This is a genomic window from Kitasatospora sp. NE20-6, assembly GCF_045862635.1.
In genome coordinates this window covers 41924-64074 of the sequence record NZ_BPRL01000005.1, presented here as the reverse complement: position 1 = coordinate 64074, position 22151 = coordinate 41924, and the positions used below count along the sequence as shown (strand labels likewise).

Here is a 22151-nt window from a genome sequence, read left to right as displayed (position 1 = left end):
CGGGGTCAGCGGTGCGAAGGGAACTGCACGACCTGCTGGTAGGTGGGCCGGTTCTGCCAGGTGGTCTTCGCGTCGGTGACGCCGCCGAGCGGGCGCTGGACGATCGTGTCGGCGCACCACTGGTCGCCGGCTGCGCAGTCCGCGTCGCCGGGGTAGACCTGGGCGGCGGTCTGCGCGGCGGCCTTCCCCAGGCTGTCGAGGAGCGCTCCCCGGCAGGCCGCGAGGTCTCCCCCGCCGCAGTACGGCCGGGCGAGCGGGCCGGCGACCGGGTCGCCGAGGACACCGCGCAGGTCCTTGTCGAGGTAGCTCCACCAGCCGTACTGGAAGGCGGAGCCCTTGTGCGGGATGGACTCGTTGGCGCTGACCGGGCCGCCGGAGGGGCCGGTCTGTCCGCCGGAGGGCGACTCGTTGATCTGGAGGGCGCCGGTGAGTGCGGTGAAGAGCGGGTCGCCGAGGCCCGGCCGCAGGACGGCGTCGGCGAGCAGCGGCCACCAGGCGTCGAGGATGCGGACGGCGTCCGCGTCGGCGTAGCGGTGGCTGCCGGGCGAGGTCTCGCGCCGCAGCGACCCGGCGGCCCGCCAGGTCTCCAGCCGCTGGACGGCGGTGGCGAGGACGGGGTCGGTGACGGGTGCGGAGCGGATCACCCGGAGGAGCTCGGGCAGCACGTCCTCGGCGCGCAGGTCGGCGAGGGCCGCGCCTTCCATGGCCTGGGTGAGCGAGACCCGGCTCGCCCGGCCGCCGCCGGCGAGGAGGGCCCTGACGCGGTCGTCGAGGAGGTTCCCGCGGTGCACGGAGCCGTTGCCGAAGCCTGCGGCGGCGAAGCCGGCGGCCTGCTTGTTGTTCCAGGAGATGTAGTAGTCCTGGTTGACGGACTGCGGGTGCTCGGCGGGCGGGGTGTAGCGGGCGGTGTTCGCGACGGGGTCGAAGTCCCGCCACTCGTAGGCGGGTTCGCCGCGGGTGGGCAGGCCGGGGTCGACGCCGGGGGCGCGCACCGGGTTGGTGCCGGAGTTGTAGTACGCGATGTCGCGGGAGTCGGCGTAGAACCAGTTGAACGTGTAGTTGATGTTCTGCGCGGCCTGCTGGAAGCTCGCGGCGTCGTGCACCGCGCCGGGGTCGTTGAGCATCTGGAAGCCGATGATGGAGTCGGCCTCGTGCCGGTAGGTGGAGCGCAGCGAGGTGAAGGCGACGGGCTGTCCGCCGACGGTGCCGCGGGCCGTGACGAGGCCGTACTTCGTGCGGTTCATCACCAGCGTGTAGGAGCCGGCGCCGGTGGGGTCCGCGGTGGTGGGCTTCCAGGTGTTCTTCTGTTCGAGGCGCTCCAGCGGGAGGCACTGCCCGTGCCAGAGGTAGTGGTCGGCGGTGGTGGTGGCGGGGCTGCCGTCGGTGGTGCAGAGCGGCACGGCGTACGTGTCGGTGATGTCCTGGCCCGCGGAGGTGGCGCTCCACGCGTAGTCCTGGCCGCGTCCGAGCTGCACGTAGAAGCTGAGGCCGGCGAAGGCGGCGCCGCGGGCGCTGATGCCGGGGCCCTGGATCTCCTCCAGCATGAGCAGCTGGGGGGCGAAGTAGCCGGTCTGCGGGCCGAAGACGGCGACGGGGTGGCCGTCGTCGGTGTGGCTGCCGGAGACCAGGAGGGCGTTCGACATGCCGTGCCTGGCGGTGAGGAGGTTGCCGGGCAGCAGGCCGGGCGCGGCGGTGGCGGTCTGGCCGCCGGTGCCGGTGGCGTCGTGGACGAGGCGTTCGGGGACGACGGACCCCGCGTCCGGCAGGGCGGTGCCCTGCGGGTCCTGCGGCGGCTGCGCGTACGGGAACCGCTGCCCGTCGTGGAGGGTGAGCACGGCCTCCGGGTCGTCGGACTCGCGCAGGGACGACCAGACGCGGTCGCCCTCGGCCTGGCCGTAGCGTGCTTCGGCGGCCAGCCTGACCTGGGCGGAGGCGAGTTCGCCGCCGCCGCCGGAGCCGAAGAGGGCGCCGACGACGGAGGCGAGGGCGACGAGGTCGGTGAGCTTGAACGGGTCGATGGTGCCGGCGTTGGTGACGGCGTCGATGTGGCCGGTGAGGTCGTACTCGCCGGGGAACCAGCGGCCGTTGTAGGCCTCGCGGATGTACTGGTTGATGCCGTCGAGGTAGGCGTTGGCGTCGGCGAGGGCCTGCCGGGCGCGGTCGCCCTGGCCGGCGATGGCGTCGATCTGCTGCTGGAGTTCGGCCTCGGTGTAGGGGGCGGCCTGCCAGAAGCTCTGCTCCAGCTGACGGTTGGCGGCGGCGCCGCCGGCGAAGCCGGAGAGCTTGCCGCGGCCGACGTGCCGGAACAGGTCCATGACCCAGAGGCGGTCCTGCGCGGCGGCGTATCCGGCGCCGTACTCGGTGCCGTAGCGGGTGGTGCCGGTGATGTGGGGGATGCCGGTGGCCTTGTCGCGGACGATGGCGACGTCGGCCCGCGGGCGGGTGGTGGAGGCGATCCGGTCGGCGGGGACGCCGAAGGAGGCGTCGTTGAAGAAGTTCCTCAACTGGGCCTCGGTCAGCTGCGGGTAGGCGCCGGCGAGGGCGGCGTAGGGGCCGAGCTGGTCGTCGGTGTGGGCGGGGCGGCTGCCGAAGACCTTGTGGAGGAGGATCTCGGAGAGCGTGGCGTTGCCGTTCTCGCCGGGCGGCAGGATGTCGAGGCACCGGCCGGCGCAGAGGTCTCCGGCCACGGCCGCGACGGGGGCGGGGGCGGCTGCGGCGGGTGGCGAGGCGGTGGGGGCGAAGGCGGCGATCAGGGCTGCCGCGAGGGTGGCGGCGGCGAACCTGGGTGCACGGGGGCGTCGTTGCATACCGGCTCCTCGGTCGAGTTGCGGCTGCGGTGCTGCGCTGTGCTGCGCTACCCGACGGTAGGACGCCTGCTGACACTCTGCCTAGTAGCGTGCATGCCACAACGCGGCCGGGAACGCGCCGCGTTGCGCACCCTCCCCGGTTCCGTCAGGCGTGACGGGCCACGGGCACGTGCACCGTGCGGCCGCCGTGCCGGCGCCGCAGCTCGGCGGCGATCTCCGCCCCCTCGCCCTCGGGGAGCAGCGGCAGCATCATCGCGACGGCCTGCAGCAGCCCGCCCACCAGGTACGTGGTGTCGGGCGTGGCGGCGATCAGGGCACGGACCGTGGGGACGTCGCCCGCGTCCACCGCCTCGATCAGGCGGGCCGGGTCAGCCGCGTCTTCGTCGAGCAGCACGCCGGAGGTGTCGGCCGGCACCCGTCGGGCGAGCCCGCGCAGCACCCGGTCGGCGGCCTCGGGGGCGTACGCCTTGCGCACGGCCTCGGCGGCGATCCAGACCAGCAGGGTGGTGACCTCGCGTTCGACGTTCTCGGCGAAGAGCCGGTCCAACTGGTCGTCGAAGGACAGCTGGTTGCCGTGCCGGAATGCCAGCAGAAGCGCCGCTGCCCGGGCTTTGGCCGCCTCGACCTCGCGCAGGGGCAGTTCGTCGGCCAACTCCATTGTTGCCGGCATGACGTGTCCTCCCGTCAGTCGCGCACCCGAATGGCGACGTCTGCCCACCGTACACATCCCACCTCGGAACACCAGGTGAACGCGCGCAGGCAGAAACGGATGGAATTCACCGGACATCGATCACTGTGTTTCACCGGGTGCGCCACGGATGCACACGGGGAAATACCGCCGAACGGTCTATCAAGAACACGGCCGATTGCGCCGAATACGCGTTTTCCGACGGCTCCGCGCAGGTGCCGGTCCGCGCCGCGGCGGAATCCGGGACCACCCGCCCGGCACGCCGACGCCCGGCCGGGTCTCCCCCGGCCGGGCGTCGGTGCGTCCGTCGTGCGGCGGGTCAGGCCTGCGGCAGGCCCGCCAGCTGGGCGGTGATCCGCGCGATGTCGGCCCCGGCGGCCTCCTGGCGGGTGCGGATCTTGGCGACGACCTCGTCCGGCGCCTTCGCGAGGAAGCCCTCGTTGCCGAGCTTGGCCGTGGTCTGCGCCTTCTCCTTCTCGGCGGCCGCGAGGTCCTTCTGCAGGCGCTTGCGCTCGGCGGCCACGTCGATGGTGCCGGAGAGGTCCAGTGCCACGGTGGCACCGGCGACCGGCAGCGAGGCGGTGGCCGAGAATTCCTCCGCCGGGACGGTCAGCCGGAGCAGGGAGCGGATCGCGTCCTCGTGGACGGCGAGCACGGTGCCCGTGAGGTCGAGTCGGGCCGGCACCTTCTGCGCGGGCTGCAGGCCCTGGTCGGAGCGGAACCGGCGGACCTCGGTCACCACCTGCTGGAGGGTGGCGATCTCGGCCTCGGCGGCGGCGTCACGGCGGGAGCCGTCCGCCGTCGGCCAGGCGGTGACCACCAGCGACTCGGCGCCGGTCAGCGTCGTCCACAGGGTGTCGGTGACGAACGGCACGATCGGGTGCAGCAGCCGCAGCGTGACGTCGAGGACCTCGCCGAGCACCCGGCGCGAGGCGTCGGCCTGCGCGCCGCCCTTGGCCAGGGTGGTCTTGGAGAGCTCGACGTACCAGTCGAAGACCTCGTCCCACGCGAAGTGGTAGAGCGCGTCCGAGACCTTCGCGAACTCGTAGTCCTCGTACAGCGCGTCGACCTCGGCCACGGTCGCGTCGAGGCGCGAGAGGATCCAGCGGTCGACCGCGGTGAGCTCCTCCGCGGGCGGCAGCGGGCCCTCGACGGTGGCGCCGTTCATCAGGGCGAACCGGGTGGCGTTCCAGATCTTGTTGCAGAAGTTCCGGGAGCCCTTGACCCAGTCCTCGCCGATCGGCACGTCCGCACCGGGGTTGGCGCCGCGGGCCAGCGTGAAGCGGACGGCGTCGGCGCCGTACGCGTCCATCCAGTCCAGCGGGTCGACGGCCGTGCCGGACGACTTCGACATCTTCTTGCCGAACTCGTCACGGACCAGGCCGGTCAGCGCGACCGTCTTGAACGGCACCTGGCCGTCCATCGCGTACAGGCCGAACATCATCATCCGGGCGACCCAGAAGAAGATGATGTCGTGGCCGGTCAGCAGCACGTCGGTGGAGTAGAACTTCTCCAGGTCGGCGGTCCGCTCCGGCCAGCCGAGCGTGGAGAACGGCCACAGGCCGCTGGAGAACCAGGTGTCCAGGACGTCGGGGTCCTGGTGCCAGCCCTCGCCGGTCGGCGGCTCCTCGTTCGGGCCGACGCAGACGACCTGGCCCTCGGGGCCGTACCAGACCGGGATCCGGTGGCCCCACCAGAGCTGGCGCGAGATGCACCAGTCGTACATGTTGTCGACCCAGTCGAAGTAGCGGCCCTCCAGCGCCTTCGGGTGGATCTGCACCCGGCCGTCGCGGACGGCGTCGCCGGCCTCCTTGGCCAGCGGCTCGACCTTGACCCACCACTGCAGGGAGAGCCGCGGCTCGACGACCGTGTGGCAGCGCGAGCAGTGGCCCACGGCGTGCTCGTACGGGCGCTTCTCGGCGACGATCCGGCCCTGCTCGCGCAGCGCGCCGACGACCGCCGAGCGGGCCTCGAAGCGGTCCAGGCCGAGGAAGGGGCCGTGCACGGTGATCGCACCGTGCTCGTCCATCACGGTCAGGTTGGGCAGGCCGTGGCGCTGGCCGATGGCGAAGTCGTTCGGGTCGTGCGCGGGCGTCACCTTGACGGCGCCGGTGCCGAACTCCGGATCGACGTGCTCGTCCGCGACGACCGGGATCTGCCGGTCCGTCAGCGGCAGCTTGATGGTGCGGCCGACCAGGTGCCGGTACCGCTCGTCCTCGGGGTGGACGGCGACCGCGGTGTCGCCGAGCATCGTCTCGGCGCGGGTGGTGGCGACCACGATCGAGTCGTCGCCGTCGCCGTAGCGGATCGAGACCAGCTCGCCGGGGCGGTCCTTGTGCTCGACCTCGATGTCGGAGAGCGCGGTGAGGCAGCGCGGACACCAGTTGATGATGCGCTCGGCGCGGTAGATCAGGCCGTCGTCGAACAGCTTCTTGAAGATGGTCTGGACGGCCTGCGACAGGCCCTCGTCCATGGTGAAGCGCTCGCGCGACCAGTCGACGCCGTCGCCGAGGCGGCGCATCTGGCCGAGGATCTTCCCGCCGTAGCTCTGCTTCCACTCCCAGACCTTCTCGACGAAGGCCTCGCGGCCCAGGTCGTGCCGGGAGAGGCCGGCTTCGGCGAGCTGCTGCTCGACCTTGTTCTGGGTGGCGATGCCGGCGTGGTCCATGCCGGGCAGCCACAGCGCCTCGAAGCCGAGCATGCGCTTGCGGCGCGTCAGGGCGTCCATCAGCGTGTGCTGGAAGGCGTGACCCAGGTGCAGGGCGCCCGTGACGTTCGGCGGGGGGATGACGATCGTGTACGCGGGCTTGTCGCTCTTCGCGTCCGCGGTGAAGTAACCGCGTTCCACCCAGCGCTCGTACAGCGCGCCCTCTACCTCCGCCGGGGCGTAGGTCGTCGGGAGGGTGGCTGCGTCGTCCCCGGGGTAGGACTTCTCGGGGCGCTGGTTCGTCGTGTCGGTCACGACGCACAGTTTACGTACGAGGGGGGCCTCGTTACGAACCGATAGGCCGCGGACCACCCGGCCCGGTGCGGACGGCCGTGCGGTAGCGTGCCCGGATACTCGCACGGGTGACCGTGCGAACACGGACGAGAAGCCACGACGGCAGGCCGCGGTGACACCGTGGCGGGGGGACGGGTCTTTCATGTACGGCCAGGGTCAGCAGTACCCGCAGGACAAACCGCAGCAGCCCCAGCAGCCCCAGCAGCCGCCGTACGGGCAGCCCCCGTACGGCGGAGCGCCCCAGCCGCAGCCCGGCTACGGCTACCCGCAGCAGCCCGCGCCTCCGTACGGCGCCCCGCAGCCGCCCCCGCCGTACGGCGCCCCGCAGCAGCAGCCGCAGCCCGGCTACGGCTACCCGCAGCAGCAGCCGGCCGCCCCTTACGGCGGCCAGCCCGGCTACCCGCAGGCGCCGGTGCCGCAGCAGCAGCAGCCGTACGGCGCGCCCGGCGGATACCCGCCGCCCGCACCGCGCAAGAGCAACAGCGGCCTGGTGATCGCGCTGGTGATCGGCGCCGTCGTGCTGGTCGGCGGCGGACTCGCGGTCTGGGGCCTCTCGACCGGCGACGACACCGGCACCAACACCGGCACCGGCGGCACCACTGCGGGGAGCACCGGCGGCACCGGCGGCACCACCGGCGGCGGCGGTGGCACCACGAACGCCGCGTACAAGCTCGACCTGCCCGCGACCCTGCTCGACGGCTACGCGCAGCAGCAGGCCACCGCCGTACCGGCCACGCCCGGCCCCGACGGCAAGCCGCCGGCCTGCAGCAACGGCACCGCCGTCGCGGGCAGTTACATCAAGCAGCAGACCAGCATGCTGCAGGTCGTCGGCTGCTACGGCTCGGTCGCGAGCCCGTCCCTCGTGATGACCGCGCTGGAGGCCGAGATCGTCGCGCCCAAGAAGATCGGCACCACCAGCATCACGTCCACCTGGCTCAGCAGGCCGACCGAGTACCCCGTGGGCCGGACGAACAGCTCCGGCGCGAAGCTCAAGTGCGGCGTCATCAACTCGTCCGCCACCAAGGCCGCCGCCGGGGGCACCACCGTCTGCTTCTGGGCCGACCGCTCGACCGCCGCCGAGGTGGTCTTCGGCGACCTGGGCCTCACCGGCAAGAAGCTCACGCCCGCCGAGGCCGCCGAGAAGACCGCCGCGATCCGCGAGGCCGTCCTCGTCAAGAAGTGAGCCCGCCGGCGGCCGCCGCGGCAGCCAGGCTCCTCGATCCCCTCGTCGAAAGGACGTCCGGTGTCCGAGCAGAATCCGTACGGTGCCCCACCCCCGCAGCCCCAGCCGTACGGGGCCCCGCCTCCCGCGTTCGGCCCGCCCCAGCCCCCGGCGTACGGATACCCGCAGCAGCCGGCACCGCCCTACGGCGCCCCGGCCGCGGGTTTCGGCGTTCCGCAGCAGCAGCAGCCGTGGGGCGGCGGGGTCGTGCCGCCGCCGCAGAAGTCGCGGCGCGGACTCTGGATCCTGCTGGGCTGCGTGGGCGGCGCGATCCTCGTCGGCGGCGGACTGCTGGGGTACTTCGTCTACGGCGTGACGTCGACGACGTCGAAGTACACCATCGCGCTGCCCCCGTCGTTCCAGGGGCTCCCGCGGGACGACTCCAACCCCCTCGCGCAGAAGCTCGAATCGGGCCTGGAGGACTCCCTCGGCAAGGGCGAGAACGCCTGGTCGCCGACGCCGGTCAGCACGGTGTACACCGACGGGAAGAAGGTCGTCGCGGTCTTCGGCGGCTACGGCACCGTGCTCTCCCCCCGCAGCCAGGTCGACGACTTCTACGTCAACTTCGAGGAAGGCGCCCGCACCCAGGGCACGACCTTCAGCGACCGCCGGGACTTCGACCCGGGCCCGCTCGGCGGACGGCTCACCTGCGAGATCATGCACGCCCCGGCCGAGGACGACAGCCTCTGCACCTGGGCCGACGGTTCGACGTTCGTCGCGATGCTCACCGGCGAGGTCGACCCGGACGGCGAGGTCGACCTCGACGAGGCCGCGGCCGCCGCGCTGGAGATGCGCAGGATCGCCGAAGTCCCCAAGTAGCCCTGCACCCACGGCACCCACGGCGAAGGCCCCCGCGGACCGGATGGTCCGCGGGGGCCTTCGCCGTGCAGGTCGTCGGGCGACGGTCAGGCGCTCTTCTCGCGCCGCTCCCGCTTGATCATGTCCCGCGGGACGAGGGTCGGGATCGCGTGCTTGGAGACGACGTCCCCGGTCACGACCACGCGGGCGACGTCCTGACGCGACGGCACCTCGTACATCACGGACATCAGCACCTCCTCCATGATGGCGCGCAGACCGCGGGCACCGGTGCCGCGCAGGATCGCCTGGTCGGCGATGGCCTCCAGGGCGTCCCGCGTGAACTCCAGCTCGACGCCGTCCAGCTCGAACAGCTTGCGGTACTGCTTGACCAGGGCGTTCTTCGGCTCGGTCAGGATCTGCAGCAGCGCCTCGCGGTCGAGGTTGTGCACGCTGGTGATCACGGGCAGACGGCCGATGAACTCGGGGATCATGCCGAACTTCACCAGGTCCTCCGGCATGACCTGCCGGAAGTGGTCGCTGGAGTCCGACTCGCGCTTCGAACGGATCGTCGCGCCGAAGCCGATGCCCTTGGCACCCGCGCGGCCCTCGATGATCCGCTCCAGACCCGCGAACGCACCGCCCACGATGAACAGCACGTTGGTGGTGTCGATCTGGATGAACTCCTGGTGCGGGTGCTTGCGGCCGCCCTGCGGCGGCACCGAGGCGGTGGTGCCCTCCAGGATCTTCAGCAGCGCCTGCTGCACGCCCTCGCCGGAGACGTCACGCGTGATCGACGGGTTCTCGCTCTTGCGGGCGACCTTGTCGATCTCGTCGATGTAGATGATCCCGGTCTCGGCCTTCTTGACGTCGTAGTCCGCCGCCTGGATCAGCTTGAGCAGGATGTTCTCGACGTCCTCGCCGACGTAGCCGGCCTCGGTCAGCGCGGTGGCGTCCGCGATCGCGAAGGGCACGTTCAGCATCCGGGCCAGCGTCTGCGCGAGCAGCGTCTTGCCGGATCCGGTCGGGCCGAGGAGCAGGATGTTCGACTTGGCGAGCTCGATCGCGTCCTCGCGACCCGCGCCGGTGCGGCTGCTCTCGCCTGCCTGCACGCGCTTGTAGTGGTTGTAGACGGCGACGGACAGCGCCTTCTTCGCCAGGTCCTGGCCCACCACGTACTGGTCGAGGAACTCGTAGATCTCGCGGGGCTTCGGCAGCTCCTCGAAACGGACCTCCGAGGACTCGGCGAGCTCCTCCTCGATGATCTCGTTGCACAGGTCGATGCACTCGTCGCAGATGTACACGCCAGGCCCGGCGATCAGTTTCTTCACCTGCTTCTGCGACTTGCCGCAGAACGAGCACTTGAGCAGGTCGCCACCGTCTCCGATGCGTGCCACGAGGTGCTTCCCCTTCGCCAGGGGCCCCGCAGCGGTCCGGGGCCTGGTGCTGTGGACCGGCTGCGCCATCGGCGGTCGGTCTCGCTATCCGACGGTACTCTGCCGAGGCGGCAATTCCGCCGACTTCGGCAGCTCTGCCCTACGCCCTGGGCGAATTGATACCGAACAGAAGCCGTCTCACGGGCATGGGCCCGTCTACTGCATTGTGCCCGTCCGACCACCCCGGCCGGAACGGATCGGGGCGGGGCGTACGTCACGGTGCCGTGTGCACCGTTGTACCACCCCGCCCCCGACTGCTCCGTGCTCAGGCCGTGAGCGACGACTTGCGCGTGGAGATGATCTGGTCGATCAGCCCGTACTCCAGGGCCTCCTCGGCCGTGAGGATCTTGTCGCGCTCGATGTCCTCGCGGACGACCTCGACCGGCTTGTTGGAGTGCTTGGCCAGCATCTCCTCCAGCTGCTCGCGCATCCGGAAGATCTCCTTGGCCTGGATCTCCAGGTCGGACACCTGACCGCGGCCCGTCTCGGTGTACGGCTGGTGGATCAGGATGCGGGCGTTCGGGAGCGCCATGCGCTTGCCCGGCGTACCGGCCGCCAGCAGCACCGCGGCGGCGGACGCCGCCTGGCCCATGCAGACGGTGGTGATGTCGGGCTTGACGTACTGCATGGTGTCGTAGATGGCGGTCAGCGCCGTGAACGAGCCGCCGGGCGAGTTGATGTACATCTGGATCTCGCGGTCCGGGTCCATCGACTCCAGGCACAGCAGCTGCGCCATGATGTCGTTGGCCGAGACGTCGTCCACCTGCGAGCCGAGGAAGATGATGCGCTCCTCGAACAGCTTGGCGTACGGGTCGTACTCGCGGATGCCCTGCGAGGTGCGCTCGACGAAACGCGGGACGATGTAGCGGCCCTCGGCACGGGCGCCCTGGAACTCGCCGCGCGGCGTGTAGGGAGTGTTCATGGGGTGTTGGGTCCTCCGAAGCGTACGGTCAGGGAGTCTGCTGGCGGGAGCGGTCAGGACGCTCCGCCGCCGGTGCCGCCGCCGCCCGGGACGTCCGCGGCGCTGTGCATGATCTCGTCGATGAGGCCGTACGCCTTGGCCTCCTCCGGGGTGAACCACCGGTCGCGGTCGGAGTCCGCGGTGACCCGGTCGAAGGTCTGGCCGCTGTGGTGCGCGATCAGCTCCGACATCCGCTTCTTGGTGCGGAGCAGCTGCTCCGCCTGGATCCGGATGTCGGAGGCCGAGCCGCCGAGGCCGGCCGAGGGCTGGTGCATCAGGATGTTGGCGTTGGGCAGCGAGAAGCGCTTGCCCTTGGCACCGGCGGTCAGCAGGAACTGGCCCATGGAGGCCGCCATGCCCATCGCGATGGTCACCACGTCGTTCTTGATGTACTGCATGGTGTCGTAGATCGCCATGCCGGCCGTGATGGAGCCGCCCGGCGAGTTGATGTACAGGAAGATGTCCTTCTCCGGGTCTGCGGCCAGGAGGAGGAGCTGCGCGGTGATCTTGTTGGCGATGTCGTCGTCGACCTGCTGGCCGAGGAAGATGATGCGCTCGTTGAGCAGCCGGTTGTAGACCTGGTCGCCCAGGCCGCCGAGCACGTCACCGGCGGCGGCGCGGGGCGCCGTCAGGCCATCCATCTGCATCTGCGGGAACGTCACTTAGCCACCTGCTCAGTCGATCTGCGTGTGTGTCGCTGTCCATCGACCCTAACGCGCAGGCCGGGCCGCAGAATCCCCCACGCAGAACTGTTCGCTGTGAGCGCAGGGTGCACGCGGGAATACGGCAGCGGCCCGGACACCGTGCGGTGTCCGGGCCACTGGAGGCCGATCGGCGGGATCGGCGCGGGGAGGATCAGGCCTCGTCCGCGACCTCGACGGTCTCGACGGCGTCGGACGCCTCGGTCTCGTCCTCGTCGTCCTCGAAGGAGACGGCCTCGCCGTTGCTGTCGGTCACCTTGGCGGCCTCGACGACCAGCGCCAGCGCCTTGCCACGGGCGACCTCGCCGACCAGCAGCGGAACCTGGCCGCCCTGGACGATCTGCTGCGCGAACTGGTCCGGGGTGAGACCCGAGCCGGCGGCGCGGCGGATGAGGTGCTCGGTCAGCTCCTCCTGGGAGACGTTGAGCTCCTGCTTGGCCACGATCTCGTCCAGGACGAACTGGGTCTTGATGCCCTTCTTCGCCTGGTCCGCGGTCTCCTGCTCGTAGTCCTCGACGGACTTGTCCTGGGTGGCCAGGTAGGCCTCGATGGTCAGGCCCATCGGCTCCAGCTGGTGGTGCTCCAGGTTGTGCTTGCGGGTCTCGACCTCGTCCTTGAGGAGCTTCTCCGGGTACTCCATCTCCACCCGGGTCAGCAGCTCGTCGAGGACCTTCTCCTGGGCCTGGGTGGCCTGGTCGAACTCCTTCATGCGCTCCAGGCGCTTGGTGGAGTCGGCCTTCAGCTCCTCCAGCGTGTCGAACTCGCTCGCCAGCTGGGCGAACTCGTCGTCCAGCTCGGGGAGCTCCTTCTCCTGGACGGCGGTCACGGTGACGGTGACCTCCGACTCCTTGCCGGCCTCGGTGCCACCCTTGAGCTCGGTGGTGAAGGTCTTGGACTCGCCGGCCGACAGGCCGACGACGGCCTCGTCGATGCCGTCCAGCAGGCGGCCGGAGCCGATCTCGTAGCTCACGCCGGTGGCGGTGCCGTCCTCCGGCACCTCGCCGTCGACCTTGGCCTCCAGGTCGACGACCACGACGTCGCCCTCGGCGGCGGCGCGCTCGACGTCCTTGACGGAGGAGAAGCGCTCGCGGAGCTGCTCCAGCGACTTGGCGACGTCCTCGTCCGACACCTCGATGGCGTCGACGGTGACGGAGATCTCCGAGAAGTCAGGCAGCGTGATCTCGGGGCGGACGTCGACCTCGGCGGTGAACTTGAGGTCACCACCGTCGGCGATCCGCTCGACACCCTCGATGTCCGTGATGTCGGGCTGGCCGAGGACATCGATCTTGATCTCGTCGACGGCCTGCGTGTAGAAGCGCGGCAGGGCGTCGTTCACCGCCTCCTCCAGCACGGCGGCACGGCCGAAGCGCTGGTCGATGACACGAGCCGGAATCTTGCCCTTGCGGAAGCCCGGGACCGAGACCTGCTGGTTGATCTTCTTGTACGCCGCGTCGAGGCTGGGCTTGAGCTCCTCGAAGGGCACCTCGACGGTGAGTCGAACCCGGGTCGGGTTCAGAGTCTCGACGGCGCTCTTCACGGTTAGGTCTCCTATTGGGCTTGCGGTCGGGTTGTCTCCGCCCGACGTCGCCGGCCGGTAGGCCGATCGGGCGAGACGGGCGATGGGCGGTTGGGGCTGCATCTCCCGTACGGGGGTGGACGGTGAGCGTGACTCCTCGCCCTCGGGCGGTCGCGGTCCGTGTAATCGCCACAGGCACCACCGCCAGCGGTCCATCCTACCGGTACCACGAAAGCAACAGGGCCCCGCCCGCCTGACGAGACCCTGCCGAAACTGTCGGGGTGGCCGGATTCGAACCGACGGCCTTCCGCTCCCAAAGCGGACGCGCTACCAAACTGCGCCACACCCCGTAGTGCCGAGAGGAAGAGTACACGCCGGTCCGGGGCCCCTCCGCGCAATATCGGAGGCCGCCCGGGCGAAAGCGGTGTGCATTTCGCCGACCCGACCAGGTAGGCTGGCCAACGTCCTCGCGGCCGACCCCGGCCCGGGGGCGACGTGCCGTCAACGCACGCATGCGGGCGTAGCTCAATGGTAGAGCCCCAGTCTTCCAAACTGGCCACGCGAGTTCGATTCTCGTCGCCCGCTCCACCGCCCCGGCCCCAGCTCAGCGACATGATCGCGGAGCTGGGGCCGTTGTCGTTCGACGGCCCGTCAGGGCGGCGTGCCCGTTCCGCGCCCGTGCCGCGCCCGGCCGGACCGGTCGTGGTCCCGCCCTGCCGCGCCCGGCCCCGCTCCGAGGAGGGCCGGGGCGCGCGGGAGTCCGCACGGGCGGGCGGGGCTGCCGGTGCACCCCCGGCGTGCGCGCGGTCGCACGGCCTGCCGCCGGTTCGGGCCACCCGTCCCGGAGCGGGCGGCGATCCCCGGACCCGGCCGGAACGGCCCGACGGAAACGGCCCGACGGAAACGGCCCCGGGTCGGCGGGTGGACCGCCGGCCCGGGGCCGTTTCCGTGCTGCGGCCGAGGTCAGCCCAGGTAGTGACGGACCACACGGGCGGCGTACGCGTCGGTGTCGAGCATGCCCGCGCGGGCGGAGTCGGAGCCGCCGTCGTTGGAGCCCACGGTGTTGTCCTGGCCGGCGTTGAAGATGTCGTCGCCCGCGAGCTGGTTGAAGTTGCCGATCACGATCGTCGGGTTGAAGGAGTCGCTGTCGGCGACCGCGGACGCGGCCGGCAGGCAGGCGGCTCCGGTGACGGCCAGGAGAACGGCGGCGCGGCGGAGTGCTCGGGTCATGAGGGGTTCCCTTCCACGTTCCACGACGGGGTTTGTCGTGGCTGCGACAGTAAAAGGAAGGGCGCGCGGCCCCGGGGACGTTCGGCCGGTCGGTGGCGTGTTGACGCCGCACGCCCCGGCACGGGAAGCGCCGCGAGGGCGGAGGCCGGGGCGGACCGGACCGGGACCGGGAACGCGACCGGGAACGGGACCGGGGCCGGGAACGGGACCGGAACGGGGACGCCCGGCGGAACGACGGAACGGCGGAGAGGAAAAGGCCGAGGCCCGGCCGGGGATCCGTGGATCTCCGGCCGGGCCTTCGGGTGGCGCGGGGTGCGTCAGACGCGGACGCCGTGGGCGGCGAGGTACGCCACCGGGTCGATGTCCGAGCCGTACGACGGGGTGGTGCGGATCTCGAAGTGCAGGTGCGGGCCGGTCACGTTGCCGGTGGCACCGGAGAGGCCGATGACCTGGCCGGCGGTGACGGTCTGGCCGACCGAGACCTTCAGCGCCGAGAAGTGCGCGTACTGGGAGTACTTGCCGTCGGCGTGCTTGATGACGACGTTGTTGCCGTAGGCGCCGCCCCAGCCGGCCTCGACGACGGTGCCCGCCGCGATGGCGTGGATCGAGGTGCCGGTGCTGACCGCGAAGTCGACACCGGTGTGGTAGCCGCTGGACCAGTTGGAACCGGCCTTGTGGTACGGGGTGCCGAGGCCGGAGGAGACCGGCGCGACGTAACCGGAGGTGGCGGCGGGCGCCTTGGCCTCGGTGGTCGGGGCGGCGGGCTTGGCGGCCTCGGTCTTGGGCGCGGCCGGCTTGGCGGCCTCGGTCTTGGGCGCGGCGGGCTTGGCGGCCTCGGTGGTCGGGGCAGCCGGCTTCGGGGTGCTCGCGACCGGGGCGCGGTGCTCGGAGCGGGAAGCCGCGGCCGAGTCGGCCTTCTTGGTCTCGGCCTGCGGCGCGGCCGCGGCGGCCTGACCGGAGACGGAGAGCTTCTGGCCCGGGAGGATGAGGTTCGGGTTGCCGCCGATGACCTGGCGGTTGTCGTCGTACAGCTTCTTCCAGCCGCCGTCGACGTGCTGCGCACCGGCGATCTTGGACAGGGTGTCGCCGTGGACGACCTGGTACGAGGCGGCCTGCGCCGGGGCGGCGGCCGGGGCCGCGGCCGGGGCGGCGGCCGGGGCGGCAGCGACGGGGGCCGCGGCCTGGGTGCCGGCGCTGTGGGCGCTGGCAGCGGTGACGGGGATGGCGATCGCAGCGGCGGCCACACCGGTGGCGACGGCGACGCGGGACAGACGGGTGCCCAGAACGGACATGGAGTTGTTCCTCTCCTACGCCTACGAGGTGAGCTGTCGGGTTCGGGCTGGGAGATCGCCCGGTCGCGGAAAATGACGCGACTTCACCCCAAGCCGTCCCGGAACTACCGGGCGCGGCACTTACCTTGGGTCCCCCGCTCCTGCCGTGCACAGATGGTGCGTGACCCCGGGCAGCGGCAGGACTCGGCGTTCCACCCGGTGGCCCGCCCGGTCGGTGGCCGGGCAGACCATGAGAAAAACCTATGGACCGCTCCGCTGGCAAGCCGCCCCCTCCGAGGGGCCGTCACGAGCACTCCCGGCGGTCACTCTCCGCCGGGGCGAGGTGGGCAGAGCGCAGTCGCCGCAGTGACCGTGCGTATCCGGATCATGTCCGCGCGGGAGATTCCGCACCCCGCGTGGCCGGCCGGTCGCGGCGGGGCACGGATCATGCGCACCCCGGTGACCCTGGTCACGAGGGCCTCCCGGAGGCCCTTTCCGGGCCCGCCGGACGTCCGGGGAACCGCGTCCGCGGACCGGTGTCACCGGGCGGACGTCCGGCCGATAGCCTCGCTCGCGAGCGATGTTCGACCCCTTTTCGAGCAAGGAGCCCCTTTTGCGGGCGCAGGCCAGGCTGGAGACGGTCCAGCGCAGCGTGATCCGGGAGATGGCCCGGTACGGGCAGCGGTTCACGGTGGACGGCAGCGTGCTGCGCGGGCCCGGCACGACGGCGGTGGCGGTCCGCGAGCACCCGGGCGAGGACGGCGCGGTCGGCCACGTCGACCTGGGCTTCGTCCTGCGGCTGGGGCAGGCGGACGGTCCGGTGATCTGGGACTGCACCGCCGGGCGCGGCCGCACGGAGGAGGAGAAGCTCGACAGCGCCGTGCGCATGTGGGCGACGACCACCGCGGCGGCCGTGGTGGAGATGCAGGAGCGCCGCGGCGAGCACGGCGACCACGTGCGGCCCGGGGAACTGCCCGGGTGGCACGCCGTGCAGGGCCCGGCGGCGGTGTTCGGCTTCGGGAGCGACCGGCTGGCGGAGTGGCTGGCCGGCAACCAGCTGCTGCCCGCACTGGCGGACGCCCTGCGGCCCGGGCTGCCGTCGACCGGGGTCACCGGGGTGAAGGTGTTCCTCGGCGGCCGGGCCGGCGAGGAGGTCGCGGAGGTGCGGGTCGACGGCACCGTGTCGGAGCCGGCGTCGGCCGCCCTGCGCGCCCTCGGCTGGCCGCGCGGCGAACGCCTCTGCTGGGCACGGCTGTTCGTCCTGCTGGTCCCGGACGGGCAGGAGGCGCAGGCGGTGCCCGCCGGGTCGGCTCCGGCCCCCGGGGCGGCACACGGCGGCCCGGGGGTGCTGCGGCGCGGCCTGCTCGCGCGCTGGCGGCAGGCGCGGCCCGGGCGCTGACCTGGCCGCGCGGAAGCGGCGGCCGGGTCGGCGCTGCGGTCAGCTGGCCACGGAGGAGATCGTCTTCGCGAGCTGGCTGAGGAAGTCCTGGATCGGCTTGGCCGCCGTGGACTGGCTCACCATGAAGCCGAAGAGTGCTGCGATGATCGCGTGACTGGTCTTCAACTGCTTGTTGCGGATGAAGATCACGACGATCACGCCGAACAGGAACAACGCGGAGACGGAGAAGGCCACCCGGACTCACTTCCTCAATCTGTGGCGGGGGTTCTTGCTGGAACCCCGTGTCGAAGCCGGACCGCGGCCTGCGCCGACCGTCCCTGGCACGAGTCGGCCGATCCCGTCGCCATGGAGGTGCCCTGCAGGACCCGGCCGCCTGCTGCCTGCCGCACGTGCCGCCCCCCATCCCCCGAGCTCCGACCAGCCCACCCGGACTCAGTGTGGTCGTTCGTGCTGCCTGCGTAAAGGACTTGCCGGAAGCACGGGGCCCGGATCCTGCCATGTGAGACGAATTTCCGCCGACCGAGACGATAGCGGAAGCCTTCTGACGAAGCGTCCGCGGGGGCGGGGTGAACACGCCTCATTGGCCAACAAGCAGGCCCGGGCGGTGTGATCCATCCGGGGGAGGCTCCGCCAGAATGGCCGAAGATCACCTCCCAGGGGTTGACAGGTGCTACTGCCGCCACACCAGCAGCACGGCGCGGTCGTCGTTGACGTCCTTGGCCACCGTCTCGATGAGCCGGCCGGCCGCGCCGCGGAAGCCGTTCACCACCAGCCGGTCGGCCTCGCCCATCAGCCGGTCCATGCCCTCGGAGAGGTCCCGCCCGGGGATCTCGACCATGCCGTCGGTGCAGAGCATCAGGAGGTCGCCACGGTCGAGCCGGCCGCGCACCGCCTCGAACTTCGCACCGTCGTAGATGCCGAGGAGCGGCCCCTCCTGCGACTCCTTGACCTCCCAGCGCCCGGCACCACCGAGGCGCTGCATGCCCGGCAGGTGTCCCGCCGACAGGAGTTCGTACTGGCCGGTGTCGAGGTCGAGCACGAGGTGGACGGCGGTCGCGAAGCCCTCCGCCCAGTCCTGGCGCAGCAGGTAGCCGTTGGCGGCGGGCAGGAAGTCGTGGGCGGGCAGCGATCCGAGGAGGCCGCCGAACGCGCCGGAGAGCAGCAGGGCGCGGGAGCCGGCGTCCATCCCCTTGCCGGAGACGTCGGCGAGCACGACCTCAAGCACCCGGCCGCCGGGGCCGGTGCGGGTGGCGACGACGAAGTCGCCGGAGAACGACTGGCCGCCGGCCGGGCGCAGCGCCATGTCGGCGTACCAGCCGTCGGGGAGCTGCGGCACCTGGCTCTGGACGCGCAGCCGCTCGCGGAGGTCGAACAGCATGGTGCCGCCGCCGCGCCAGGGCACGCCGACCCGGCTGCGGAACTGGGCGAGCAGCAGGCCGGCCACCCCGACCGCGCCGACCACCAGGGCGGCGCCGGGGGTGACGCCGTAGACGTAGGCGTCCGGGTCCTCGCTGGCGATCCGCTCGCCGGTGTGGACGAGCGATTCGGCGGAGAGTCCGAGTGCGGCGGCCGCGTACAGCAGGACGAGGGTGGCGGGGCGCAGCAGCAGGGAGCCGGCGAGCACCGGCAGCACCAGGGCGGTGGGCGGCACCCAGGCCGGGATCCAGATGTTGAGGACGACCAGCAGCGGGACGGCGGCGAGGAAGAGTGCGAAGGCGAGCCAGTCGGGGGCGGCGCCGCGGAAGTAGTCCACCCCGGTCCGGCGCAGGGTGCGGCGGGCCCGGCGGAGCCTCGCCCGCAGCCGGGCCGTCACGGGCTCCCCGGCCGCGTTCGCGGTGGGGCCCGTCGCAGTGCTCCCGGGCGTCGCGCCCTGCGTGCTGCCAGCCATGGGGTCCGACCTTATCCACCGGTGCGGTCCGGCGTCGACGCTCCTGCCGGGGTGGTGTGCGCAGTCGCGCCGGGCGGGGCGGGTTTCGGCCGGGTGCGCCGTGGGCTCCCGTGGAGCGTCCCGGGGGCGTGCGCGGGGCGCTGCGCGCCGGGTGGGGCCGGGGGGGCGGGCTTCCGGTCCGCGCCGGGGCGGCCGGGAAGGCCGGGTGCCGGGCGGGAGGAAGAGGAGGGGAGGCGGGCCGGGGTGCTCACGGCCGTCCGGACGCGGTCCGGTGGTGGTGCACGGTCGTTGCTGCCGCACGGCCCTTGCTGGACCGTGCGGCAACGGGTCGGAGGGATCAGCCCTGGGGGTGGTGGGCCGGGATCGGCGGGAGCTCGCCGGTGGTCTCGTACTCGCTCAGCATGTCGATCCGGCGGGTGTGCCGGGTCTCGCCGCTGTAAGGGGTGTTGAGGAAGATCTCGACGAACTTGGTGGCCTCGTCGGTGGTGTGCATCCGGCCGCCGACCGAGATGACGTTGGCGTTGTTGTGCTCGCGGCCGAGAGCGGCGGTCTGCTCGCTCCAGGCGAGCGCGGCACGGACGCCCTTGACCTTGTTGGCGGCGATCGCCTCACCGTTGCCGGAGCCGCCGATGACGACGCCCAGCGCCTCCGGGTCGGCGGCGGTGCGCTCGGCGGCGCGAAGGCAGAACGGCGGGTAGTCGTCCTCGGCGTCGTAGATGTGCGGGCCGCAGTCGACCGGCTCGTGGCCTGCTCCCTTCAGCCACTCGACGAGGTGGTTCTTCAGTTCGTATCCGGCATGGTCGGAGCCCAGGTACACGCGCATGACCACGAGTGTGGCATGCGCGTGCACGGGCCCGCGGGAGGGGGCCGGACGCAGTCGGCGCGGCGGGCCGACGGTGGGTCAGCGGCGGCCGGCGAGCTTCCAGGCCAGGGGCAGGGCGCCCATGGCGAGCAGGGCCTTGAGGGCGTCGCCGACGAGGTACGGGTAGAGGCCGAGCTCGGCCGCCCTGGCCGGCGACACGTCCAGCGAGACGGCCAGGTAGGGGACGCCGACGGCGTAGATGGCGAGGGTGCCCAGCACCATGGCGCCGGCGGTGCGCAGCGGGCTGCGGTCGGCTCCGCGGCGGGCGAGGGCGCCGGTGAGGGCGGCGGCGAGGACGAAGCCGATGACGTAGCCGAGGCTGGGGGCGGACCAGCCGGAGGTGCCCTCGGCGAACCAGGGCAGGCCCGCCATGCCGGCCAGGAGGTAGAGGCCGAGCGAGGCCACGCCGCGGCGGGTGCCGAGGGCGGTGCCGACGAGCAGGGCGGCGAAGGTCTGGCCGGTGACCGGGACGGGCGAGCCGGGGACGGGCACGGAGAGCTGGGCGGCGAGGCCGGTGAGGGCGGCGCCGCCGGCGACGAGGGCGAGTTCGCGGGCCTGGCTGCCGAGGCGGGTGGTGGCGCGGGGCAGCAGGTCGGCGAGGACGGGGGTGCCGGTGATCGGCGTGGCAGTGGCCATCGGGGGCTCCGCTTCGGGCTCGGCGCGCACGGCGGCGTGGCGCGGTCGGGTGATCACTCGTGAACCTACGCCGTGTCACCGGACCCGGTGGTCTCCGCATGCGACAAAGCGTCAGGGGCGGGAGTTGTGGGGTCCGGCCTGCGACGAAGCCCACATCGACGGGTGCGCGGGTGAAGGTGTAGGCACCGTGCGTGACGGACATGTCCGGATTTCGGGCTCCGGCCGGATCGCCTTGGCGTGTCCATCACCCATGCCGAATAGTGGACAGCTCGCTCCGGAATCCGACGACCACAGGACACGCCTGATGACGACCCCCTCCCCCACGCCCACCCTGGAGCGGCCGGCCGAAACGCCTGCCGCCGAAGGCCGGCTGGCACCGGGCCTCAAGCCTCGCCATCTGTCCATGATCGCGCTCGGCGGCGTCATCGGCGCCGGCCTCTTCGTCGGCTCCGGCGCCGGCATCGCGGCCGCCGGACCGTCGATCGTGCTGGCCTTCGCGCTCTCCGGGGTGCTCGTCATGCTGGTCATGCGGATGCTCGGCGAGATGTCGGCGGCCCGGCCCGCCAGCGGCTCCTTCTCCGTGCACGCGGAGCGCGAGATCGGCCCGTGGGCCGGGCTCACCGTCGGCTGGATGTTCTGGACGCTCCTCTGCGTCGGCGTCGCCGCCGAGGCGATCGGCGCCTCGAAGGTGATGCAGGGCTGGTTCCCCGGGGTGCCGCTCTGGGTGTGGGTGGCCGTCTTCATGGCCTTCTTCTGCGGCAGCAACCTCGCCGCGGTGAAGAACTTCGGCGAGTTCGAGTTCTGGTTCGCCGCGGTGAAGGTCGCCGCGATCGCCGCGTTCCTGGTGATCGGCGTGCTGGCCGTGCTGGGCCTGCTGCCCGGCAGCGACAGCCCCGGCACCGCGAACCTCACCGGTCACGGCGGCTTCCTGCCGAACGGCACGACCGGCCTGGTCACCGGCCTGCTCGCGTCCGTCTTCGCGTACGGCGGCCTGGAGACCGTCACCATCGCCGCCGCCGAGTCGAAGGACCCGCGGCGCAGCGTCGCCGTCGCGGTGCGCACCGCGATGTGGCGGATCGCGCTGTTCTACGTCGGCTCGATGGCGGTCATCGTCACCCTGGTGCCGTGGGACGACCCGTCCGTGCGCGAGCCCGGCCCGTACGTCGCGGTGCTGGACGCGCTGGGCATCCCGGGCGCCGGCCAGGTGATGAACGTCGTCGTGCTGATCGCCCTGCTGTCCGCGATGAACGCCAACATCTACGGCTCCTCGCGCATGGCGTACTCGCTGGTGCAGCGCGGCCAGGGCCCGAAGGCGCTGGCACGGACGGGCGGCGGGGTGCCCCGCCGGGCCGTGCTGGCCTCCTCGGCCTTCGGCTTCCTCGCCGTGCTCCTCAGCTACTGGTGGCCGGACACCGTCTTCACCTGGCTGCTCAACATGGTGGGCGCCGCGGTGCTGGTGGTGTGGGCGTTCATCGCGGTCGCGCAGCTGCGGATGCGCCGCCGGCTGGAACGCGAGGCGCCGGAGCAGCTGACCGTGCGGATGTGGGGCTTCCCGTACCTGACGTGGGTGGCGCTGGCGGGCATCCTGGCGGTGCTCGGGCTGATGCTGCTCGACGAGGACAACCGGGTGCAGCTCTGGTTCACCGCCGGTCTGGCCGCGGTGCTGGCCGTGACCGGGCTGGTCCGCGGGCGGCGGCAGGCCGCCTGACCCGGCGGCGGGTACGGCGAGGGCCCGGCG

General features: G+C 72.1%; 17 protein-coding genes, 2 tRNA genes and 1 riboswitch. Of the genes, 5 read left to right on the top strand and 14 right to left on the bottom strand.

What is annotated here, in order from left to right:
- Positions 1-5: 5 nt before the first annotated feature.
- The 3 genes from SNE206_RS05850 to SNE206_RS05840 all read right to left on the bottom strand — a co-directional run bounded on the left by SNE206_RS05850 (position 6) and on the right by SNE206_RS05840 (position 6457).
- On the bottom strand, positions 6-2807 hold the full coding sequence (locus tag SNE206_RS05850; protein ID WP_407912273.1) for a penicillin acylase family protein: 2802 nt from the start codon (positions 2805-2807) through the stop codon (positions 6-8).
- 145 nt (positions 2808-2952) lie between these two features.
- A complete protein-coding gene (locus SNE206_RS05845) occupies positions 2953-3477 on the bottom strand; it encodes a hypothetical protein (protein WP_407912272.1) in 525 nt (174 codons plus the stop codon).
- A gap of 337 nt (positions 3478-3814) precedes the next feature.
- Positions 3815-6457, bottom strand: a complete 2643-nt coding sequence (locus SNE206_RS05840) for a valine--tRNA ligase (RefSeq protein ID WP_407912271.1) — start codon at positions 6455-6457, stop codon at positions 3815-3817.
- 181 nt (positions 6458-6638) lie between these two features.
- Here SNE206_RS05840 and SNE206_RS05835 point away from each other — a divergent pair, with 181 nt between their 5' ends.
- Both SNE206_RS05835 and SNE206_RS05830 read left to right on the top strand, forming a co-directional pair.
- Entirely contained in the window at positions 6639-7679 is a 1041-nt protein-coding gene (locus SNE206_RS05835) for a hypothetical protein (RefSeq protein WP_407912270.1), read from the top strand.
- Positions 7680-7739: 60 nt separating this feature from the next.
- The gene (locus tag SNE206_RS05830; RefSeq protein WP_407912269.1) at positions 7740-8537 is read left to right on the top strand and encodes a hypothetical protein; all 798 of its coding nucleotides are present in this window, start codon (positions 7740-7742) and stop codon (positions 8535-8537) included.
- A gap of 86 nt (positions 8538-8623) precedes the next feature.
- On the opposite strand, the gene clpX is transcribed toward SNE206_RS05830, so the two are convergent.
- From clpX to SNE206_RS05805, 5 genes are all read right to left on the bottom strand, one after another.
- Positions 8624-9910 (bottom strand): ATP-dependent Clp protease ATP-binding subunit ClpX, encoded by a 1287-nt coding sequence (clpX, locus tag SNE206_RS05825; RefSeq protein WP_405013329.1) that lies wholly within the window; start codon positions 9908-9910, stop codon positions 8624-8626.
- Positions 9911-10214: 304 nt separating this feature from the next.
- Entirely contained in the window at positions 10215-10871 is a 657-nt protein-coding gene (locus SNE206_RS05820; protein ID WP_407912268.1) for an ATP-dependent Clp protease proteolytic subunit, read from the bottom strand.
- A 53-nt stretch (positions 10872-10924) separates the two neighbouring features.
- Positions 10925-11551 carry an ATP-dependent Clp protease proteolytic subunit gene (locus SNE206_RS05815; protein ID WP_405015517.1) on the bottom strand — a complete coding sequence of 209 codons (627 nt, stop codon included), beginning with the start codon at positions 11549-11551 and terminating at the stop codon, positions 10925-10927.
- Positions 11552-11765: 214 nt separating this feature from the next.
- A complete protein-coding gene (gene tig, locus SNE206_RS05810) occupies positions 11766-13148 on the bottom strand; it encodes a trigger factor (RefSeq protein ID WP_405013327.1) in 1383 nt (460 codons plus the stop codon).
- Between the two features lie 255 nt (positions 13149-13403).
- Positions 13404-13477 (bottom strand) — tRNA-Pro (locus SNE206_RS05805).
- Positions 13478-13641: 164 nt separating this feature from the next.
- On the opposite strand from SNE206_RS05805, the gene SNE206_RS05800 reads away from it, so the two are divergent.
- Positions 13642-13715, top strand: a tRNA-Gly gene (locus SNE206_RS05800).
- A gap of 375 nt (positions 13716-14090) precedes the next feature.
- Here SNE206_RS05800 and SNE206_RS05795 read toward each other — a convergent pair.
- Together SNE206_RS05795 and SNE206_RS05790 are read right to left on the bottom strand one after the other, a co-directional pair.
- Complete coding sequence (locus tag SNE206_RS05795; RefSeq protein ID WP_407912267.1) at positions 14091-14357, bottom strand: hypothetical protein; 267 nt, start codon at positions 14355-14357, stop codon at positions 14091-14093.
- A 317-nt stretch (positions 14358-14674) separates the two neighbouring features.
- The gene (locus SNE206_RS05790) at positions 14675-15649 is read right to left on the bottom strand and encodes a peptidoglycan DD-metalloendopeptidase family protein (protein ID WP_407912266.1); all 975 of its coding nucleotides are present in this window, start codon (positions 15647-15649) and stop codon (positions 14675-14677) included.
- Positions 15650-15654: 5 nt separating this feature from the next.
- Positions 15655-15848: riboswitch (cyclic di-AMP (ydaO/yuaA leader) on the bottom strand.
- A gap of 360 nt (positions 15849-16208) precedes the next feature.
- On the opposite strand from SNE206_RS05790, the gene SNE206_RS05785 reads away from it, so the two are divergent.
- Positions 16209-17027, top strand: a complete 819-nt coding sequence (locus tag SNE206_RS05785) for a DUF6348 family protein (protein ID WP_407912265.1) — start codon at positions 16209-16211, stop codon at positions 17025-17027.
- 39 nt (positions 17028-17066) lie between these two features.
- Here the strand turns inward: SNE206_RS05785 and SNE206_RS05780 are convergent, their stop codons facing one another.
- The 4 genes from SNE206_RS05780 to SNE206_RS05765 all read right to left on the bottom strand — a co-directional run bounded on the left by SNE206_RS05780 (position 17067) and on the right by SNE206_RS05765 (position 20413).
- Complete coding sequence (locus SNE206_RS05780) at positions 17067-17261, bottom strand: hypothetical protein (RefSeq protein ID WP_407912264.1); 195 nt, start codon at positions 17259-17261, stop codon at positions 17067-17069.
- Positions 17262-17697: 436 nt separating this feature from the next.
- Positions 17698-18915, bottom strand: a complete 1218-nt coding sequence (locus tag SNE206_RS05775) for a PP2C family protein-serine/threonine phosphatase (protein ID WP_407912263.1) — start codon at positions 18913-18915, stop codon at positions 17698-17700.
- Positions 18916-19252: 337 nt separating this feature from the next.
- A complete protein-coding gene (locus SNE206_RS05770; RefSeq protein ID WP_405013321.1) occupies positions 19253-19738 on the bottom strand; it encodes a ribose-5-phosphate isomerase in 486 nt (161 codons plus the stop codon).
- 78 nt (positions 19739-19816) lie between these two features.
- Positions 19817-20413 (bottom strand): biotin transporter BioY, encoded by a 597-nt coding sequence (locus tag SNE206_RS05765; protein ID WP_407912262.1) that lies wholly within the window; start codon positions 20411-20413, stop codon positions 19817-19819.
- A 304-nt stretch (positions 20414-20717) separates the two neighbouring features.
- Here SNE206_RS05765 and SNE206_RS05760 point away from each other — a divergent pair, with 304 nt between their 5' ends.
- Positions 20718-22121: an amino acid permease gene (locus SNE206_RS05760; RefSeq protein WP_407912261.1), complete on the top strand. Its 1404-nt coding sequence runs from the start codon at positions 20718-20720 to the stop codon at positions 22119-22121.
- Positions 22122-22151: the final 30 nt, after the last annotated feature.

What these genes read in the sequence shown, in the direction of transcription:
- SNE206_RS05850 (WP_407912273.1), bottom strand. Translation starts at nt 2,807, where the DNA reads ATGCAACGACGCCCCCGTGCACCCAGGTTCGCCGCCGCCACCCTCGCG.
- SNE206_RS05845 (WP_407912272.1), bottom strand. Translation starts at nt 3,477, where the DNA reads ATGCCGGCAACAATGGAGTTGGCCGACGAACTGCCCCTGCGCGAGGTC.
- SNE206_RS05835 (WP_407912270.1), top strand. Translation starts at nt 6,639, where the DNA reads ATGTACGGCCAGGGTCAGCAGTACCCGCAGGACAAACCGCAGCAGCCC.
- SNE206_RS05820 (WP_407912268.1), bottom strand. Translation starts at nt 10,871, where the DNA reads ATGAACACTCCCTACACGCCGCGCGGCGAGTTCCAGGGCGCCCGTGCC.
- SNE206_RS05815 (WP_405015517.1), bottom strand. Translation starts at nt 11,551, where the DNA reads ATGGATGGCCTGACGGCGCCCCGCGCCGCCGCCGGTGACGTGCTCGGC.
- SNE206_RS05795 (WP_407912267.1), bottom strand. Translation starts at nt 14,357, where the DNA reads ATGACCCGAGCACTCCGCCGCGCCGCCGTTCTCCTGGCCGTCACCGGA.
- SNE206_RS05790 (WP_407912266.1), bottom strand. Translation starts at nt 15,649, where the DNA reads ATGTCCGTTCTGGGCACCCGTCTGTCCCGCGTCGCCGTCGCCACCGGT.
- SNE206_RS05785 (WP_407912265.1), top strand. Translation starts at nt 16,209, where the DNA reads ATGTTCGACCCCTTTTCGAGCAAGGAGCCCCTTTTGCGGGCGCAGGCC.
- SNE206_RS05775 (WP_407912263.1), bottom strand. Translation starts at nt 18,915, where the DNA reads ATGGCTGGCAGCACGCAGGGCGCGACGCCCGGGAGCACTGCGACGGGC.
- SNE206_RS05770 (WP_405013321.1), bottom strand. Translation starts at nt 19,738, where the DNA reads ATGCGCGTGTACCTGGGCTCCGACCATGCCGGATACGAACTGAAGAAC.
- SNE206_RS05765 (WP_407912262.1), bottom strand. Translation starts at nt 20,413, where the DNA reads ATGGCCACTGCCACGCCGATCACCGGCACCCCCGTCCTCGCCGACCTG.
- SNE206_RS05760 (WP_407912261.1), top strand. Translation starts at nt 20,718, where the DNA reads ATGACGACCCCCTCCCCCACGCCCACCCTGGAGCGGCCGGCCGAAACG.